The organism is Arthrobacter sp. Br18 (assembly GCF_000520555.1).
GTDB lineage: Bacteria > Actinomycetota > Actinomycetes > Actinomycetales > Micrococcaceae > Arthrobacter_D.
Genome location: NZ_KI914846.1, coordinates 141319 through 156943, shown reverse-complemented (window position 1 = coordinate 156943; position 15625 = coordinate 141319). Strand labels below are relative to the sequence as shown.

The 15625-nt window shown below is 66.9% G+C and carries 13 protein-coding genes and 1 pseudogene; 10 read left to right on the top strand and 4 right to left on the bottom strand.

Annotation, left to right across the window (positions count from 1 at the left end; translation table 11 throughout):
* Positions 1-111: 111 nt before the first annotated feature.
* The 4 genes from Y704_RS0103480 to Y704_RS18775 are packed head-to-tail and all read right to left on the bottom strand — an operon-like array spanning position 112 to position 4844.
* Positions 112-726 carry a TetR/AcrR family transcriptional regulator gene (locus tag Y704_RS0103480; protein WP_026549065.1) on the bottom strand — a complete coding sequence of 205 codons (615 nt, stop codon included), beginning with the start codon at positions 724-726 and terminating at the stop codon, positions 112-114.
* A gap of 27 nt (positions 727-753) precedes the next feature.
* Positions 754-2100: an AMP-binding protein gene (locus Y704_RS0103475; RefSeq protein WP_026549064.1), complete on the bottom strand. Its 1347-nt coding sequence runs from the start codon at positions 2098-2100 to the stop codon at positions 754-756.
* On the bottom strand, positions 2097-2591 hold the full coding sequence (locus Y704_RS18780; RefSeq protein ID WP_051476656.1) for a hotdog fold thioesterase: 495 nt from the start codon (positions 2589-2591) through the stop codon (positions 2097-2099). The genes Y704_RS0103475 and Y704_RS18780 overlap by 4 nt, the downstream gene beginning before the upstream one ends.
* A 33-nt stretch (positions 2592-2624) precedes the next feature.
* Positions 2625-4844: a S9 family peptidase gene (locus tag Y704_RS18775; RefSeq protein ID WP_035771431.1), complete on the bottom strand. Its 2220-nt coding sequence runs from the start codon at positions 4842-4844 to the stop codon at positions 2625-2627.
* Positions 4845-5099: 255 nt separating this feature from the next.
* Between Y704_RS18775 and Y704_RS0103455 the strand changes: the two genes are divergently transcribed.
* The 10 genes and pseudogenes from Y704_RS0103455 to Y704_RS23865 form a co-directional block, all read left to right on the top strand.
* Complete coding sequence (locus Y704_RS0103455; RefSeq protein WP_026549063.1) at positions 5100-5993, top strand: potassium channel family protein; 894 nt, start codon at positions 5100-5102, stop codon at positions 5991-5993.
* Positions 5994-6318: 325 nt separating this feature from the next.
* A complete protein-coding gene (locus tag Y704_RS22610; RefSeq protein ID WP_051476655.1) occupies positions 6319-7212 on the top strand; it encodes a hypothetical protein in 894 nt (297 codons plus the stop codon).
* The gene (locus Y704_RS18765) at positions 7209-10091 is read left to right on the top strand and encodes a PKD domain-containing protein (protein ID WP_051476654.1); all 2883 of its coding nucleotides are present in this window, start codon (positions 7209-7211) and stop codon (positions 10089-10091) included. The genes Y704_RS22610 and Y704_RS18765 overlap by 4 nt, the downstream gene beginning before the upstream one ends.
* A gap of 163 nt (positions 10092-10254) precedes the next feature.
* The gene (paaA, locus tag Y704_RS0103440) at positions 10255-11226 is read left to right on the top strand and encodes a 1,2-phenylacetyl-CoA epoxidase subunit PaaA (protein WP_026549062.1); all 972 of its coding nucleotides are present in this window, start codon (positions 10255-10257) and stop codon (positions 11224-11226) included.
* Between the two features lie 55 nt (positions 11227-11281).
* Positions 11282-11575: a 1,2-phenylacetyl-CoA epoxidase subunit PaaB gene (gene paaB / locus Y704_RS0103435; protein WP_026549061.1), complete on the top strand. Its 294-nt coding sequence runs from the start codon at positions 11282-11284 to the stop codon at positions 11573-11575.
* Entirely contained in the window at positions 11572-12396 is an 825-nt protein-coding gene (gene paaC / locus Y704_RS0103430) for a 1,2-phenylacetyl-CoA epoxidase subunit PaaC (protein ID WP_026549060.1), read from the top strand. Before paaB ends, paaC begins: the two co-directional genes overlap by 4 nt.
* Positions 12397-12404: 8 nt before the next feature.
* The gene (gene paaD, locus Y704_RS0103425; RefSeq protein ID WP_026549059.1) at positions 12405-12923 is read left to right on the top strand and encodes a 1,2-phenylacetyl-CoA epoxidase subunit PaaD; all 519 of its coding nucleotides are present in this window, start codon (positions 12405-12407) and stop codon (positions 12921-12923) included.
* Positions 12924-14084, top strand: a complete 1161-nt coding sequence (gene paaE, locus Y704_RS0103420) for a 1,2-phenylacetyl-CoA epoxidase subunit PaaE (RefSeq protein WP_026549058.1) — start codon at positions 12924-12926, stop codon at positions 14082-14084. It abuts the gene before it with no gap.
* A gap of 117 nt (positions 14085-14201) precedes the next feature.
* Positions 14202-15016: pseudogene (locus Y704_RS18760) on the top strand (DUF4397 domain-containing protein).
* Between the two features lie 75 nt (positions 15017-15091).
* A partial coding sequence (locus Y704_RS23865) for a class F sortase (RefSeq protein ID WP_155850194.1) occupies positions 15092-15625 on the top strand: 534 nt, incomplete at its 3' end.

Below are 15625 nucleotides of genomic sequence, written 5' to 3'. Positions count from 1 at the left end.
CAAGGCCGGCCTACCCGAAATCCTCACCATCACCACAGAACCGATACCGGCATCGGAGGTGAAACTCCCATCAGCCGCATTCATAACCGGTGGGGGGACCACACGTAGGGCTCAGCGCCGGTGCAGGCCGTCGAACAGCATGGTGACGACGTCGTCGGCCAGCTTTCCCGCGGTGAGCGGACCCTCGGGCTTGTACCACTCGACCACCGAGTTGATGGTGCCGAACATCAGGCGCGTGATGGTGCGCGGGTCGAGGTCGCTCCGGATCGATCCCTCGGTGCGGGCGGCGTCGACCAGTGCCGACACCTGGCGGTCGAAGGAGCGGCGGCGCTCCAGTGCCTCGCGCTCCACCTGGGTATTGCCGCGCAGCCGCAGTAGGAGCGTCACGAAGGGCAGGCGCTCCGTCAGGACGGCGATGGTTCCGCGCACCACATGCTCAAGGCGGGCGTCCGCCTTGCCCTCGGTGGCCCCGGACTCGGCGAGGACCGCCTCGAGCCCGCCAAGCGCATGGTCGAGCGCGAGGCGGAGCAGGTCGCCCTTCGAGGGGACGTGGTGGTAGATGGCCGACTTGCTGATGCCCAGCTGCTCGGCGAGCACTCCCATCGAGGTGGCCTCGTACCCGTGCCGGTTGAACACGTCCACGGCGATGGTCAGCACCGACTGCTGGTCATACCCCGGGCGGCCGCGGCGGGCGGCGGGTTCCTGTTCAACTGGTGTGCTGGCCATGGGCTCCATTTTCGCACGAACGTTCGGTCACCTGGGCTCGGCCCGTTCCGGGGGCGACTTGGGCCGGAGGTCGTAGACCCGTTTGAGCTTCCCGCTCGAGCGGACCAGGGAATTGAGCTCGACGATCGTCACGGAGCAGCTCGATCCGATGTGGATCTTGATCTGCTCGCGCAGCTGGAGTGCCGCGGCTGCGGCGTCCTCACGGCGTGCTCCCTCCCGCGGCTCCACCCGGACGTTGAGCTGGTCCATGCGCTGGCCCTCGGGTCGCGTGAGCTCCAGTTGGAAGTGGGGGCTGAGGGCCGGGATCCGCAGGACGAGTTCCTCGATCTGGGTGGGGAACAGGTTCACCCCGCGCAGGATGATCATGTCGTCGCTCCGGCCGGTGATCCTGCCCATCCGGCGCATCCCCGGGCGCGCAGTACCAGGGAGGAGCCGGGTGAGGTCATGGGTACGGTACCGGATGATGGGCAGGGCCTCCTTGGTTAGCGAGGTGAAGATCAGCTCACCGTGCTCGCCGTCGCCCAGCACGCGGTCGGTGAACGGGTCGACGATCTCGGGCCGGAAATGGTCCTCCCACAGGTGGGACCCGTCCTTCGACTCCACACATTCGCCGGCGACGCCGGGCCCCATCACCTCGGACAGTCCGTAGATGTCGCAGGCGTCGAAGCCCATGCGCGCCTCGAGCTCCTGCCTCATTTCCAGGGTCCAGGGCTCGGCCCCCAGCACGGCTGTCTTGAGGGAGGTGGACCGCGGGTCGATCCCCGCCGCCACCATCGCGTCGAGGATGGTCAGCAGGTAGGTGGGCGTTGCGAGGATGGCATCAGGTTCGAAGTCCGAGATGAGCTGCACCTGGCGCTCGGTCTGGCCCCCCGACACGGGAATCACCGTGCAGCCGAGCTTTTCGGCCCCGTAGTGGGCACCCAATCCGCCGGTGAAGAGCCCGTAGCCGTACGCATTGTGGACTTTCCACCCTGTCTTCACCCCTGACGCCCGCAGCGACCGCGCAACGAGGGTGGCCCAGTTGTCGATGTCGCCGGCGGTGTAGCCGACGACGGTGGGCCGGCCGGTGGTTCCCGAGGAGGCATGGATGCGGGCGATCCTCGACTGCGGCACGGCGAACATGCCGAACGGGTAGGTCCGGCGGAGGTCCTCCTTCGTGGTGAAGGGGAATTTCGCGAGGTCGGCAAGATCCACGAGGTCGGTGGGGTGGACACCGGCGTCGTCGAATTTGGTGCGGTAGAGCTCCACGTTCGCGTAGGCGTGGGTGAGGGTGGCCTGCAGCCGCTCAAGCTGCAGGGATTCGATCCGGTCCCGGCTGAAGTGTTCCTCGGGGTCGAGCGTGTCGGGTGCTGCCGGAGAGGCTTTCAGTGTCATGACTCATCTTTCGCGGGGGAGGGCCGGCCGGCGGCGGGTATGGTGCGCGAGCGGCCCCGGAATTCGGCGACAGGCCGGGGAGTTCCGTCGTCGTCGGCCGTGACGGTGATGTCGTACAGGCCGCTGCGCCCTGCCGATGCGCGGCGCGTGGCGACCGCGGTCAGCAGTTCACCCTCGTAGACGGGGGACAGGAAGGAAATGTCCGCGCCCGCGGCGACCGTGCGGTTCCCGCCGTCCGGTACCGACGCCGGATTGCAGGCGAGGGCGAACGCTGAATCGGCGAAGGCGAAGATCATTCCGCCGTGGATCATGCCGAAGCCGTTCAGCATCTCCCTGCGGACCCGCCTGGTGAGCCGGGCCGTTCCGTGTCCCGCGTCGACGAGCGTGATTCCCAACCAGGCGGAGGCGTGATCGTTCGTGAGGAGCTCATGGTGCGGCGTCCCGTCGGGCGCGTGGTCGGCCCGGGGAGGAGGGACGCCGCTGTCCGCCATGATTACCTTCCCGCATTAGTTACCGAATGTTCATTAGGTAATACTGCCGACGCGGGGCGTGTCAAGCGCCTGCGTTCTCCGGGGAAGCACGTCCGTGGCGCCGAGCGCGTCGGCGGCGAAGGCGTAGTCCCATGCCACATCCTTCCACCGCGCGTACCGTCCGCTCGCACCGCCGTGGCCGCCGTCCATCTCGGTCTTGAGGACGATCGGCTCCGGACCGGTGGTCCTGTCCCTCAGCTCGGCCACCCACTTCGCCGGTTCCACGTACAGCACGCGGGTGTCGTTGTAGCTCGTCACCGCCGCGATACGGGGATAGTCCACCGCGCGGACATTCTCGTACGGCGTGTACTCCTTCATGTAGCGGTACACCTCCGGGTCGGCAATCGGGTTACCCCATTCCTCCCACTCCAGAGCCGAGAGCGGCAGGTCCGGGTCGAGGATGGTGGTGAGCGCGTCCACGAAGGGAACCTGCGCCACGACGGCCCGGTACTTCTCGGGTGCAAGGTTGGCGACAGCACCCATGAGCAGGCCTCCGGCCGATCCGCCCATGGCCGCGACCCGTTGCGGATCGACCCAGCCGGAATCGGCGAGGTAGCTGGTGGCATCGACGAAGTCGGTGAAGGTGTTCTTCTTGTGCAGCTTCTTGCCCTGCTCGTACCAGGAGCGGCCCATCTCGCCTCCACCCCGGACGTGGGCGACGACGAAAATGATGCCGCGGTCCAGCAGGGACAACCGTGCGACGGAGAAGCCCGGATCCACGCTGATCTCGTAGCTGCCGTAGGCATAGATGAGGGCCGCATTGGTGCCGTCCTGCACGAGGTCCGAGCGGCGGATGACCGAGAGGGGAATGGCCGTCCCGTCCGCGGCCGGCGCCCACCACCGCTCCGCGGTGTAGGAGTCGGCGTCGTAATCTCCGCGTACTTCGGTCTCCTTCCGGAGCGCCAGCGTGCCGGTGCCGAGGACGTAGTCGTAGATGCGCGGCGGGGTCAGGAAGGACGTATAGGACAGGCGGATGATCGGGGACTCGAACTCGGCGTTGGCGAGGCTGCTGGTGAACAGCTCCTCGTCGAACGCGGGCTCCAGGGGTGCCGGCTGCCCTGAGGTTCCGAGGCCGGCGAGCGGGAGTACCTGGACGCGGTCGGTGGTGTCCTTCCGGACGGAAAGCACCAGGTGGGTGGCCGTGACGGCAATCCCGTTGACCCGGACGGCGTCGTCATGCCCGACGACGGTGGTCCACCGCTGCTCGGCGAGCGGCCTGGCCAACTCCGACGCGGCGACCAGACTGACCATCGAATTCCTCGCACCGCGGTTGTGGGTCAGCAGGTAGTGCGGCGCGCCGTCGATCGGAAGCGGCTCGGCCTCATAGAGCACCCGCTCATCGCGGGAGATGAGCAGGGTCAGGGTGGCCTGGGGGTCCGTGAGGTCGAGCGCGTGGTACTCGCTGTATTCCGAGCAGCCGCTGCTGATCAGGAGCTGGGTGCGGTCCGCGGACAGCTCGAAGCCGGTCCACATGGCGACGTCGTCGTCCTGGTACAGCACGGCGTCGTCCTCCATCGGCGTGCCGAGGGTGTGCGCGCGCACCTGGAACGGACGCCAGGAATCGTCCACGACGGTGTAGAAGATACGGCGGCCGTCGGGGGAGAAGGCCACGCCGTAGAACACGTTGGGGATCTCGTCAGGCAGCAGGGCGCCGGTGGCGAGGTCCTTGACGCGCAGGGTGAAGCGTTCGTCGCCGGCGTTGTCCTCGCAGTAGGCGAGGAGCGTGCCGTCCTCGCTGACGGCCAGCCCGCCGAGGGAGAAGAAGGGTTTGCCCTCGGCTTCGGCGTTGCCGTCCAGCAGGATCTGCTCGCCGGGCACTGATTCGCCGGGAACCACTTCGGGCGGAGTCCAGTCAGCGCCGAGGTTGCCGGTGTTCCCGGCGGCCACCCGGCACTGGATGCCGTACTGCTTCCCCTCCTCGGTCCGGGAGTAGTACCACCAGCCCTTCTTGCGGGCGGGGACCGAGAGATCGGTCTCCTGGGTGCGGTTCTTGATCTCGTCGAAGATGTCCTGGCGCAGCTGCTCCTGCCCGGCGGTGACGGCGTCGGTGTAGGCGTTCTCGGCGGTGAGGTGCTCCACGACTCCCGGGCTCTCCTTCTCCCGAAGCCATTCGTAGTTGTCGACGAATGCGTCCCCGTGGTGGGTCCGGTGAACGGGCACTTTCCGTGCGGTGGGAGGGTTCGGCGCTGTGTCCTGGTCAGTCTCGGCAGTCATGGCTCCATCTTGCCAGAGCGCTCCAGCTCACCTGATCCCGTGCGCCGTGCGCCGTGCTCCGTGCGCCGTGCGCCGGCAGGCGACCACGACGGTGCTGCCTTCCTCGGTGCTGACCAGCACCCTGACCAGCACCCTGACCAGCACCATGATCCTGATGCTGAGCACCGACTGCAGCCCGGATCAACTGCTCCAGCCAGCTCCCCGGCGCCCCGGGATCCGTGGAATGTCCTGAATCAGCCGGCCATATGATGAGACATGGACTTCGAGGATGCACTCTGGACGGTGTTGGGAACCGGCCTGATTCTGCTGATGCTCGGCGACGTTTTCCATACTCTCCTTTATCCCCATGGTTCCGGCCCGGTATGCAGGACGATAATCCGCGGATTCTGGCTTCTGTCGCGAAGCTTGAGGGGACGCGCCTCCACCATCTCGGCGCCGTTGGCCATGGCTGCTGTGATCGGTGCCTGGGCAGGGCTGGCGGTTCTGGGGTGGGCCCTGATCTACCTGCCCCATCTGCCGGAAGGGTTCGTGTACGGAGACGGGGTTCCACAGCGCGGGGACTTCGCCGAGGCAATATACACCTCGATGGTCACTCTTTCCACCGTCGGGTACGGCGAAATAGTGGCGGGACAGCCTCTGCTGCGTCTCGTTGTGGCCCTCGAGGCCGTCAGCGGTTTCGGCTTGCTGACGGCGACGGTCTCCTGGATTCTGCAGACCTACCCCGCCCTCAGCCGGCGCCGGGCCCTTGCCCACCACCTGAACCTGTTCAGGGAAGCGGCAGGTCCCGGGGGTGTATCTTCGCTGGATCCACGGCATGCCGCGGGGCTGCTCGAATCACTGGCCAGAAATGTGGCGACGGTCAGCATCGATTTGCTGTCGTTCCATGAAACGTATTACTTCCACGAAGACAAACCAAGGAGTTCCCTGCCGGCCACCGTTGCCTATGCCCAGCAGCTGGCGTCCGAGGCCCAGCGCGATGAGGACCCAGAACTCCGCTTCGCCGGACGGATGCTGCATGCAGCGCTGGACGATCTCGCGGAGGTCCTCCGCGGTAAGTTCGGCCATTCAGGAACGACGTCCTCGGCGGTGTTCGACAGCTACGCGCTGCACCACAGACACCGGCAGCACACGGAACCGAACTCGAAATAGCCTCCCATCAGGGCGCGGCCCGGAACCAGGGGCGGTGCAGGGCCGCGAAGGTAACGGGTCCCAGTCCCAGTACTTGGTACGAGCGAGCAAGTAGCCTGCGTAGGTTCGCGGGCCGAAGACCCGTAAGCCCTACTCGTGTAGTCCCGCCGGCCGGTCCATAAGCTCTCTGCCATAACAGATGAATGACGTGGGATTGATTTCGAGAAGCGGGTCTCAGAATGGGCAGTGGAGTTGCGAGCGGTCATGACTGCGGTCCGGAACGTCGGGCTTTCGAGCTGAGTTCCACCCGGCCGATTGCTCCGCGCTCCTCGGAAGGCCTGGCGCCATGACCTCCACCCAGCCTGAGCAGCCGGAGAGAAAACTCTCCCGGGGAAAACGGGCCGCAGGCGCTGTGGCCCTCACTGCTGTGCTCGGCCTTACCGGGTGGGCCGTGGCCGCTGGTTCACAGCTTCCCGCTCCCGAGCCGACGTCCCGGTCGGTGCAGGCCGAAAGCCCCCCCAGTGCGCCACCAGGCACCTCCGAATCCGCTTCGCCGGAATCCGCCTCACCCGGGTCCATGGGCACCTCCGAATCCGCTTCGCCGGAATCCGCCTCGCCCACTTTCACAGAGCCCGGACCCACAGGGCCCGAAACCATGCCGGCACCAACGCCCTCCGAACCGCGGGCTCCCGCCACTGAAGCACTGACGCCGGAAGATCCTGCCGTTCCCGGCCCGAATGCGTCAGCACCAGCTCCCCCCGACCGGGCCTCGGCTGCCGTCGCCCCGCCTGCCGCCTCCGGGAGGATCATCAACCAGCCACCTCCCGTCGCCGCGGCCAAGGGGTTCGAGAAAGCAGCGGACGTCGCGAAGGGTGTGGCGGCCAAGGTGACGGTGATGAAGGCCGTCGAGGGCGAGGCGCGGGGCATCGGAGAGGTGGGCGGATCCGCGGTCCAGTTCACCCTCGAGGTCACCAACAGCACCACGGAGCCCATTTCCCTGGCGGACGCAGTCGTGAACGTCGAAGCGGGAGTCGATCGGTTCCCGGCGGAACTTCTCAGTGGCCCGGGAGCCGCCCGCTTCCCCGCCGACGTTGCCCCGGGACAGACGGTCTCGGGTGTCTTTGTATTCCAGATCCCATTGGAACAACGTCAAGCCGTCCGCGTCCTGTTCCATTATCAGGCGGTTTCACCGGTCGCGGCCTTTGAGGGTTCCGCGCCATTGCAGGGAGAGGCACCATGAAACAGAACCGCAATCCGCCGTCGGCATCGGGGGAGGAATTCACCGGACGTCAGTGGTACCGGAGCACACTCCGGAAGACGCTGGCGATGGCAGCGGCCTGTGCATTCGCGGTCGTGGCGACAGTCAGCGCCGGTCCGATCGCCTCTGCGGACACAGCGGCCGACCCGGTCACCGCTGCGGACCCGCCCACAGTGTCGGCCGACCCGCTGCCGACCGTGCAGGTCGATGGGGTTGTCTGGCAGCAGGTGATCGTCGGAAACACCGTCTACGTCGCGGGCAACTTCACGACGGCTCGGCCGGCCGGGGCCGCGGCCGGGACGAGCACGGTGAAGCGCAGCAATATCCTCGCGTACGACATCACGACGGGCGCGCTCATCCAGTCCTTCGCGCCCAGCCTGAATGGGCAGGCCCGGTCGATCGCGGCGTCACCGGACGGTTCCCGGATCTACGTCGGAGGAGCGTTCACCTCGGTGAACGGAACAACTGCATCCCGGATCGCCGCGTTGAATCCGACAACCGGTGCGCTGATCACTTCCTTCAAACCGACGCCCAACTCGCGGGTCGATGCGATCGTGGCAACGGCCGACGCGGTCTACCTGGGTGGCTGGTTCTCCGCAGTGGGTTCGACCTCGCGGCCGAGGCTCGCCGCCGTCGATGCGGGCACCGGCTCCCTGCTCAGCTGGAGTCCGAAGGCTGCAGGAGGAGACGTGTGGGCGATGGTCCTGTCTCCCGACCGAACCAAGATCGTGGTGGGCGGCAGCTTCACGACGCTCAACGGATCGTCGAACCCCGGGTACGGGCTCGCCGCCGTCGACACCACAACAGGCGCGCTGAGACCATGGGCTGTCAACGGGCTGGTCCGAAACGGTGGAGCGGACGCCGCCATCACCGGCCTGTCCACCGATGGTACGAACGTCTATGGGACCGGCTATGTCTTCGGCGCAGGTGGCAATTTTGAGGGAACGTTCTCCGCGAACTGGGCGGACGGGGCCGTGAAGTGGATCGAGGACTGTCACGGCGATTCCTACAGCGTCGTTCCCATCGGAGAGGTGGTCTACAGCGTCGGACATGCCCACTACTGCGGGAATATCGGTGGATTCCCCGAGTCGGTCCCGCGGGACTGGCAGCGGGCCATTTCGTTCAGCAAGAGTGCAACCGGCACCGTGAAGCGCAACAGCGTGGGCAACTACTTCAACTTCGAAGGTAATCCTTCCCCGTCGCTCCTCACCTGGTTCCCCCGGATGACAGCAGGCACGTTCACCGGTCAGGGCCAGGCAGCCTGGTCGGTGACCGGCAACGCCGACTACGTGGTGCTGGGCGGAGAGTTCCCGAGGGTGAACGGCAAGGCGCAGCAGGGACTCGTGCGGTTCGCTGTCCGCAGCATCGCGCCGAACAAGGTCGGGCCCACCGTCACCGGCGTCGGGACCAATCCGACCCTCACTTCCCCGGAAGCCGGCCGGGTCACCGTGCAGTGGACGGCTAATTGGGACTACGACAACCAGAACCTCACCTACAAGGTGATCCGTGATGGCCAGATCGCCACCCCGGTCCACCAGGTCTCCCAGCTATCGCAGTTCTGGCAGCGGCCCACGCTGACGTTCGAGGACTCGGGCCTGGCTCCGTCCTCGACGCACACCTATCGGATCTTCGCCACCGATCCCTTCGGCAACGAGGTCCGCTCCGAAACTGTGAGCGTCACCGTCATGGCGGGCACTGCAGAGAACGCCGCGCCGGTGGCACGGTTCACGGAAGCGGTCAGCGCCCTGAGCGCGTCATTCGACGGATCGGCCTCGACCGATGCCGATGGCACCATCGCCTCCTATGTGTGGGACTTCGGCGATGGGACGACGGGCACCGGTGTCGAGGCATCGAGGACCTACGCCACCGCGGGAACGTACACGGTGAAGCTGACGGTGACGGACGATCGGGGTGCCGTCCACACGACGTCCAAAGTCATCACTGTCGTCGCCGGCAGTCCTGTGAACGCTCCTCCCGCAGCGGCGTTCACGCATATGGCCACCGGGTTGGCCGCATCCTTCGACGGGTCGACGTCGACCGATTCGGACGGCACCATCGTCTCCCACGCATGGGACTTCGGCGACGGGACCACAGGGACTGGGGTGGGGGCCTCAAGGACCTACGCCGCGGCGGGAACCTACACCGTGACGCTGACCGTCACCGACAACGCCGGGGAACCGAACTCCGTCTCGCGTGCCGTGACGGTGACCGCCGCGGGGCAGCCGGCTGAACTCGCCCGGGACGGCTTCGGCCGGACCGTCACCGGCGGCTGGGGCAGTGCCGACGTCGGCGGGGCCTGGGCGGTCACAGGATCCACCGGCAAGTACTCGGTCAACGGCAGCGAGGGCGTGATGGGACTGGCGGCTGCGGCCTCGAGTGCCACGACGCGGCTCGACGGCCCATCGTCACTGACCACGGATACCCGTTTCGGGACGAAGCTCGACAAGGCACCCAACGGGGGCGGCGCCTATCTGACGGTGGTCGGCCGGAATGTCGTGGGAGCCGGGGACTACAGGGCGAAGCTCGGGATCTCGAGCACCGGTGCGATGTCGCTGTTCACCGAAAAAGTCGTCAACGGCACGGTGACCTCACTTCGGAGTGCCTCACTGTCGCCGCTGACCTTCAGCGTGACCGATACCTACAACATGCGTGTCAGGGTCTCGGGTACAGCTCCGGCGACGGTGGAGGCGAAGGTGTGGAGGGTCGGGGCCGAGGAGCCTGCCGCCTGGCAAATCACGTCGACCGACTCCGACCCGGTCCTGCAGAAGGCAGGGTCGGTGGCCGTGACTGCCTATCTTTCCGGGTCTGCGACCATGGCACCGCTGCAGGTACGGTTCGACGACTTCCTCGTTCAGCAGTAAGAGGGTGAAGGCAAAGGGTGCGGTGGCCACGTAGAAAGGTGAAGGGGAGGGGGTGGGGACGGTGGGACGCCGTCCTGTTGACTGCCACGGCCCGCACTGGATATCCTGAACGAACGGTCGGTAATTATTTCCGGCGTCGTTCCAGCACAGTGAGGTGGCCATCGTGACGACAACCGCAGCGGTTGAGCAGATCGAAGCAGGCGAGCAGCTTTTCAATGATCTGATCGCTCGGGACTCGCGCATCGAGCCGCGTGACTGGATGCCGGAGGCGTACCGGAAGTCCCTCACACGCCAGATCTCCCAGCACGCCCACTCCGAGATCATCGGTATGCAGCCGGAAGCCAACTGGATCACGCGGGCCCCGTCCCTCAAGCGCAAGGCCATCCTCATGGCCAAGGTCCAGGATGAGGCCGGCCACGGACTCTACCTGTACTCGGCCGCGGAAACCCTTGGCACACCGCGGGACAAGATGTCCGAGGACCTCATCGCCGGCAAGGCACGCTACTCGAGCATCTTCAACTACCCGGTGCTGACCTGGGCCGACATCGGCGCGATCGGCTGGCTCGTCGACGGAGCGGCGATCTGCAACCAGGTGCCACTGTGCCGCGCGTCCTATGGACCCTACGGCCGCGCGATGGTCCGTGTCTGCAAGGAGGAGTCCTTCCACCAGCGCCAGGGCTTCGAGATCCTGCTCGAACTGGCCAACGGAACCCCCGCCCAGCGGGAAATGGCGCAGGACGCCGTCAACCGCTGGTACGCGCCGTCGCTCATGATGTTCGGTCCGCCCGACGACGATTCGCCCAATTCCAAGCAGTCCATGGCCTGGAACATCAAGCGTTTCTCCAACGATGAACTGCGCTCCCGCTTCGTGGGCATGATGGTCGAGCAGGTGGAAGCCCTCGGGCTGACGCTCCCGGATGCGGACATCCGCTTCGACGAGGAGACGCAGAAATGGGAGCACGGCCCGTTGGACTGGAACGAGTTCGCCGAAGTCCTCGCCGGCCGCGGGCCCTGTAATGCGCAGCGCATGGAGCGCCGCCGCGAGGCCCACGAGGACGGTGCCTGGGTGCGGGAAGCCGCCGTCGCGTATGCCGAGAAACAGGCCCTCAAAGCAGCACAGCAGAAGGCGGCCTAGCGTGACCGGAGGATCGACCACGGGTGATGACGGCGCAACCGCTCCGAGCACAGGGGTGTCGGAAAAGCGCCAGGGCTGGCCGCTCTGGGAAGTATTCGTGCGGTCCTCGCGGGGCCTTTCCCACGTGCATGCAGGCTCCCTCCACGCTCCCGACGCCGACATGGCGGTGCGGAACGCGCGCGACCTCTACACCCGGCGCAACGAGGGCGTCAGCCTGTGGGTGGTGCCGTCGTCGTCGATCATCACCAGCGATCCCGACGCGAAAGGGCAGTTCTTCGAGTCCCCCCAGGGCAAGGACTACCGCCATGCCACCTACTACACGAAGAGCGAGGGAGTGAAGCACCTGTGAGTGAGTCAAGCGCCAGTGCCACGCGGATCACTCCCGGCAACGCCCTGCGGCCCGAGGACATCGCGGCGTCGGAGGCAACTCCCACGCCCGACGTCGCGGAGTACGCCCTGTGGCTCGGCGATGATTCCCTCATCCTCGCGCAACGGCTGGGCTGGTGGATCTCCCGGGCACCTGAGCTCGAGGAGGACGTGGCGCTCGCGAACATCGGGCTCGACCTCATCGGCCACGCACGGTCCTTCCTCACCTACGCCGGGCACGCGTCGGGCAGGACCGAGGACGACCTGGCCTACTTCCGCCGTGAACCCGAGTTCCGCTCGGCGCACCTTTTCGAGCAGCCGAACGGCGACTTCGCGCGGACCATCGCGCGCCAGTTCGTGGTGTCGCACTACCAGTGGGAGCTGTACTCGCGGCTGATGCACTCCTCGGACGCAACCCTCGCGGGTATCGCTGCGAAGGCCGTCAAGGAGGTCGACTACCACCGCGACCACGGTGCCCAGTGGATCCTCCGTCTCGCCCTCGGTACCGACGAGTCGCGCCGCCGCATGGAGGCAGGACTGAAACTCACCTGGCCCTATGTCGGGGAACTGTTCACGGACTCCGCGCCCATCGACGCGGCGGGGGACGCCGCGGTCCGCCCGAGCGCATTGCGGACACCGTTCGATGAGGCGATCGGGGCAGTGCTCGCCGAGGCCGGGCTCGAGGTCCCGCAGGTCCCGCAGGCCGTGGGCGGCGGCCGCGCCGGCCGCCACAGCGAGCATCTGGGCTATCTCCTCGCCGAGATGCAGGTGCTCGCGCGCGAGCACCCCGGAGCTTCCTGGTGAGGCTGGACATGCAGACCGACGTCAACACGGCGCACCGGCCGGTGAACGACGACGACGCGCGGGTGTGGGACATCGCCGCCGCGATCTGCGACCCTGAGATCCCGGTCCTCACCATCGAGGACCTGGGCGTACTCCGTGCCGCGCGTGCCGGTCCGGGCGGGGAGGCGATGGTGGTCATCACACCGACCTACTCGGGCTGCCCGGCGATGGACGCAATCCGCGACGACATCACGTCTGCCCTGACGCTGCACGGTTACGACGGGATCCGGGTGAATATCGAACTGGCGCCGGCCTGGACCACTGACTGGATGACCGACGCGGGGAAGGCGAAGCTGAACGACTACGGCATCGCTCCACCCACGGGAAAGGCGGCCGCCGGTCCGGTTCGGATCGGACTGAGCGTCAAGTGCCCCCAGTGCGCTTCGCTCAATACCCGTGAACTCACCCGCTTCGGTTCCACGTCCTGCAAGGCGCTCTACGTCTGCCAGGACTGCCGGGAGCCCTTCGACTACTTCAAGGTTCTGTAGATGGCAGTAGTCCTTGCCCCCACCAACAAACGGCGGACGGCGTTCCACACCCTCACGGTGTCCGGCGTGCGCCGCCTCACTGACGACGCCGTCGAGGTGGCCTTCGCGGTGCCCGCGGAATACGCCGACAAGTTTGACTACCTTCCGGGCCAGTACGTTGCACTGCGCACCACGCTCGACGTCGACGGCGTACCGAAGGAGGTGCGCCGCAGCTACTCGATCTGTGCCGAGCCCAAACCGGGCGAGATCCGGGTGGCCATCAAACGGGATCTCGGCGGACTCTTCTCCGAGTGGGCCAACGAGTTCCTGAAGGCCGGTGACCGCCTCGACGTCATGAGCCCCATGGGCCAGTTCATCTCCAAGCACGAGCTCACGGAGGTCAACAACCCCTCGCAGGTCGACACCGTGACGCAGACCTCCTTCGCCGCGGTGGCGGCGGGATCCGGAATCACGCCCGTCATCGCCATCGCACGGACCGTCCTTGCCGCCAACGCGAACGTCCGCTTCGACCTGGTGTACGCGAACCGCGCCGCGATGGACGTGATGTTCCTCGAGGAACTCGCCGACCTGAAGGACCGGTATCCGGCACGGTTCGCCGTCCACCACGTGCTCTCGCGTGAACAGCGCATCTCGCCTCTGCTCACCGGCCGCATCGATGAGAACAAGCTCGAGACGATGCTGACCAGTGTGATCCGCACCGACGAGGTGGATGAGTGGTTTCTCTGCGGACCCTTCGACCTGGTCCAGCTGTGCCGCGACACCCTCGCGGAGCGTGGCGTTCCCGCCGAGAAGGTCCGCTTCGAATTGTTCTCCACGGGTGCACCCACCCGGCCCGAAGGCCAGACGGGGAAGCCGCCCCGGACGTCCGACGACGGCGAGAATTTCACGATCTCCTTCAACCTCGACGGATTGCAGGGCAAGGTCCGGAGTCCTACCCACGCCCGGGAGTCCATCCTCAACGCCGCCCTGCGCGTCCGGCCGGACGTGCCGTTCGCCTGCGCGGGCGGTGTTTGTGGAACGTGCCGGGCGAAAGTGGTGTCGGGAACGGTGGACATGGCGGAAAACTACGCACTGGAACCCGACGAGGTCGAGAAGGGCTACGTCCTGACCTGCCAGGCGCGCCCCACGAGCGACGCCGTGTCGGTGGACTACGACGCCTGACCGCACCCTCGAAAAAAAGTTCCTCCCGGTTGTGCATCCGCAGAACACCCTTCATCGGTAGTAACGGGTGCAAGGATCAACCGGAGGCCCCTGGCGGGCTTAATGTGAGGAGAAGCAATGCGAAGGAGCCTTTACGCAGTAGGAGCCGTCGCGGCACTGGGTGCTGCCACCGTCGCCGCCCCGGCAGCAGCGACGGGGATGACGGACACGGCGTCGTTGTCCGTCCTGCACGCCGTTCCGGACCTTACGGTCGACGTCTACGTCAACGGGGACCTGACCCTCGATGACTTCACTCCCGGAGAGCTTGCCGGCCCCCTGGCACTCCCCGCCGGCGACTACGAACTGGCAGTGACGCCCCCGACGCCAGCGCGCCCGTGATCGGTCCCGTGACCGTCACCCTGGCGGCCGGTGGGAACTACACAGCCACCGCAAACCTCGATGCCGAGGGCAGCCCGACGGCGAACTTCTACACCAATGACGTCTCGACGGTCGAGGCCGGAAAGTCACGGCTGACCGTCCGCCATACCGCTGCCGCTCCTGCGGTCGACGTCCTGGCCGGCGGCGCGCCGGTGGTTGAAAACCTCAGCAACCCCGGTGAGGCCACCCTGACGACCGACCCGGGAACCATCGCGGCGGCCGTTGCGGCCACGGGGACCACCGCACCCGTCATCGGGCCCGCGGACCTGACCCTTGCCGAGGGAACCGCAACGATCGTCTACGCCTGGGGAAGCCTCGAAGCAGGCAACCTCGCGCTCGCCACGCAGGTGATCGAAGGACTGCACTCCGATCCTTCGGCAGTTCCGGGCGCGCAAGCCGGCCCCGCAGCGCAGGACAACACCGGCACGATCCTGGGAGCAGGGGCCGTTGGCCTGGTGCTCCTGTCCGGCGCAGCGGTGGCTGCCCGGATGCGGACCGCCCGCGCCGGTAACTAACCGCAGCGGGCGGGGTGGGGAGTTCCCCCAGTTCCCTACCCCGCCCGGCTGCCCCGTCAACGAAAGATGCACCCCTTGAGTCCCCGACACCCTCGAGTCACCGTTCTGCTCCTGGCTGCCTCCCTCGGTCTGCTCGCCGGAGGATGCGGTCAGCCTGAAACGGCGCCGCAGCAGGCTGTACCCGTTCCGAGCGCGGCGCAGATAACAGCCGACGAGGCCCTGGGGGCCCCGGCCCCAATAACCCTCGGCGCCCCGGCCCCCGAAGCGCCGGCCCCAACGACTCCGGGCGCCCCGGCCCCCGGCGGCGCACCCGGCATAACTGTGCGGCCAGCCACCGCAGCCCAGGGCGAGGACGTGCCGCTGCCCGTCTCACTCGACATCGAAGGTACAGATATCGCAGTGGACGTGGTGGACGTAGGAATGGCGAGTGACGCGGAAATGGAAATCCCCGACAGCTTCTACGAAGCGGGGTGGTACCGGTACGGTTCGGCACCAGGAGCTTCCTCCGGCAACGCCGTGCTGGCCGCGCATATCGACGTCGGTACCGAGGTCATGCCATTCGCCCAGTTGAAGAACGTATCCCTCGGCACCATCGTCACTGGCGGGCGG

Excerpts from the sequence above, each read along its gene's own strand:
- Y704_RS0103480 (WP_026549065.1), bottom strand. The coding sequence starts at position 726 with ATGGCCAGCACACCAGTTGAACAGGAACCCGCCGCCCGCCGCGGCCGC.
- Y704_RS0103475 (WP_026549064.1), bottom strand. The coding sequence starts at position 2,100 with ATGACACTGAAAGCCTCTCCGGCAGCACCCGACACGCTCGACCCCGAG.
- Y704_RS18780 (WP_051476656.1), bottom strand. The coding sequence starts at position 2,591 with ATGGCGGACAGCGGCGTCCCTCCTCCCCGGGCCGACCACGCGCCCGAC.
- Y704_RS18775 (WP_035771431.1), bottom strand. The coding sequence starts at position 4,844 with ATGACTGCCGAGACTGACCAGGACACAGCGCCGAACCCTCCCACCGCA.
- Y704_RS0103455 (WP_026549063.1), top strand. The coding sequence starts at position 5,100 with ATGGACTTCGAGGATGCACTCTGGACGGTGTTGGGAACCGGCCTGATT.
- Y704_RS22610 (WP_051476655.1), top strand. The coding sequence starts at position 6,319 with ATGACCTCCACCCAGCCTGAGCAGCCGGAGAGAAAACTCTCCCGGGGA.
- Y704_RS18765 (WP_051476654.1), top strand. The coding sequence starts at position 7,209 with ATGAAACAGAACCGCAATCCGCCGTCGGCATCGGGGGAGGAATTCACC.
- paaD (WP_026549059.1), top strand. The coding sequence starts at position 12,405 with ATGCAGACCGACGTCAACACGGCGCACCGGCCGGTGAACGACGACGAC.
- paaE (WP_026549058.1), top strand. The coding sequence starts at position 12,924 with ATGGCAGTAGTCCTTGCCCCCACCAACAAACGGCGGACGGCGTTCCAC.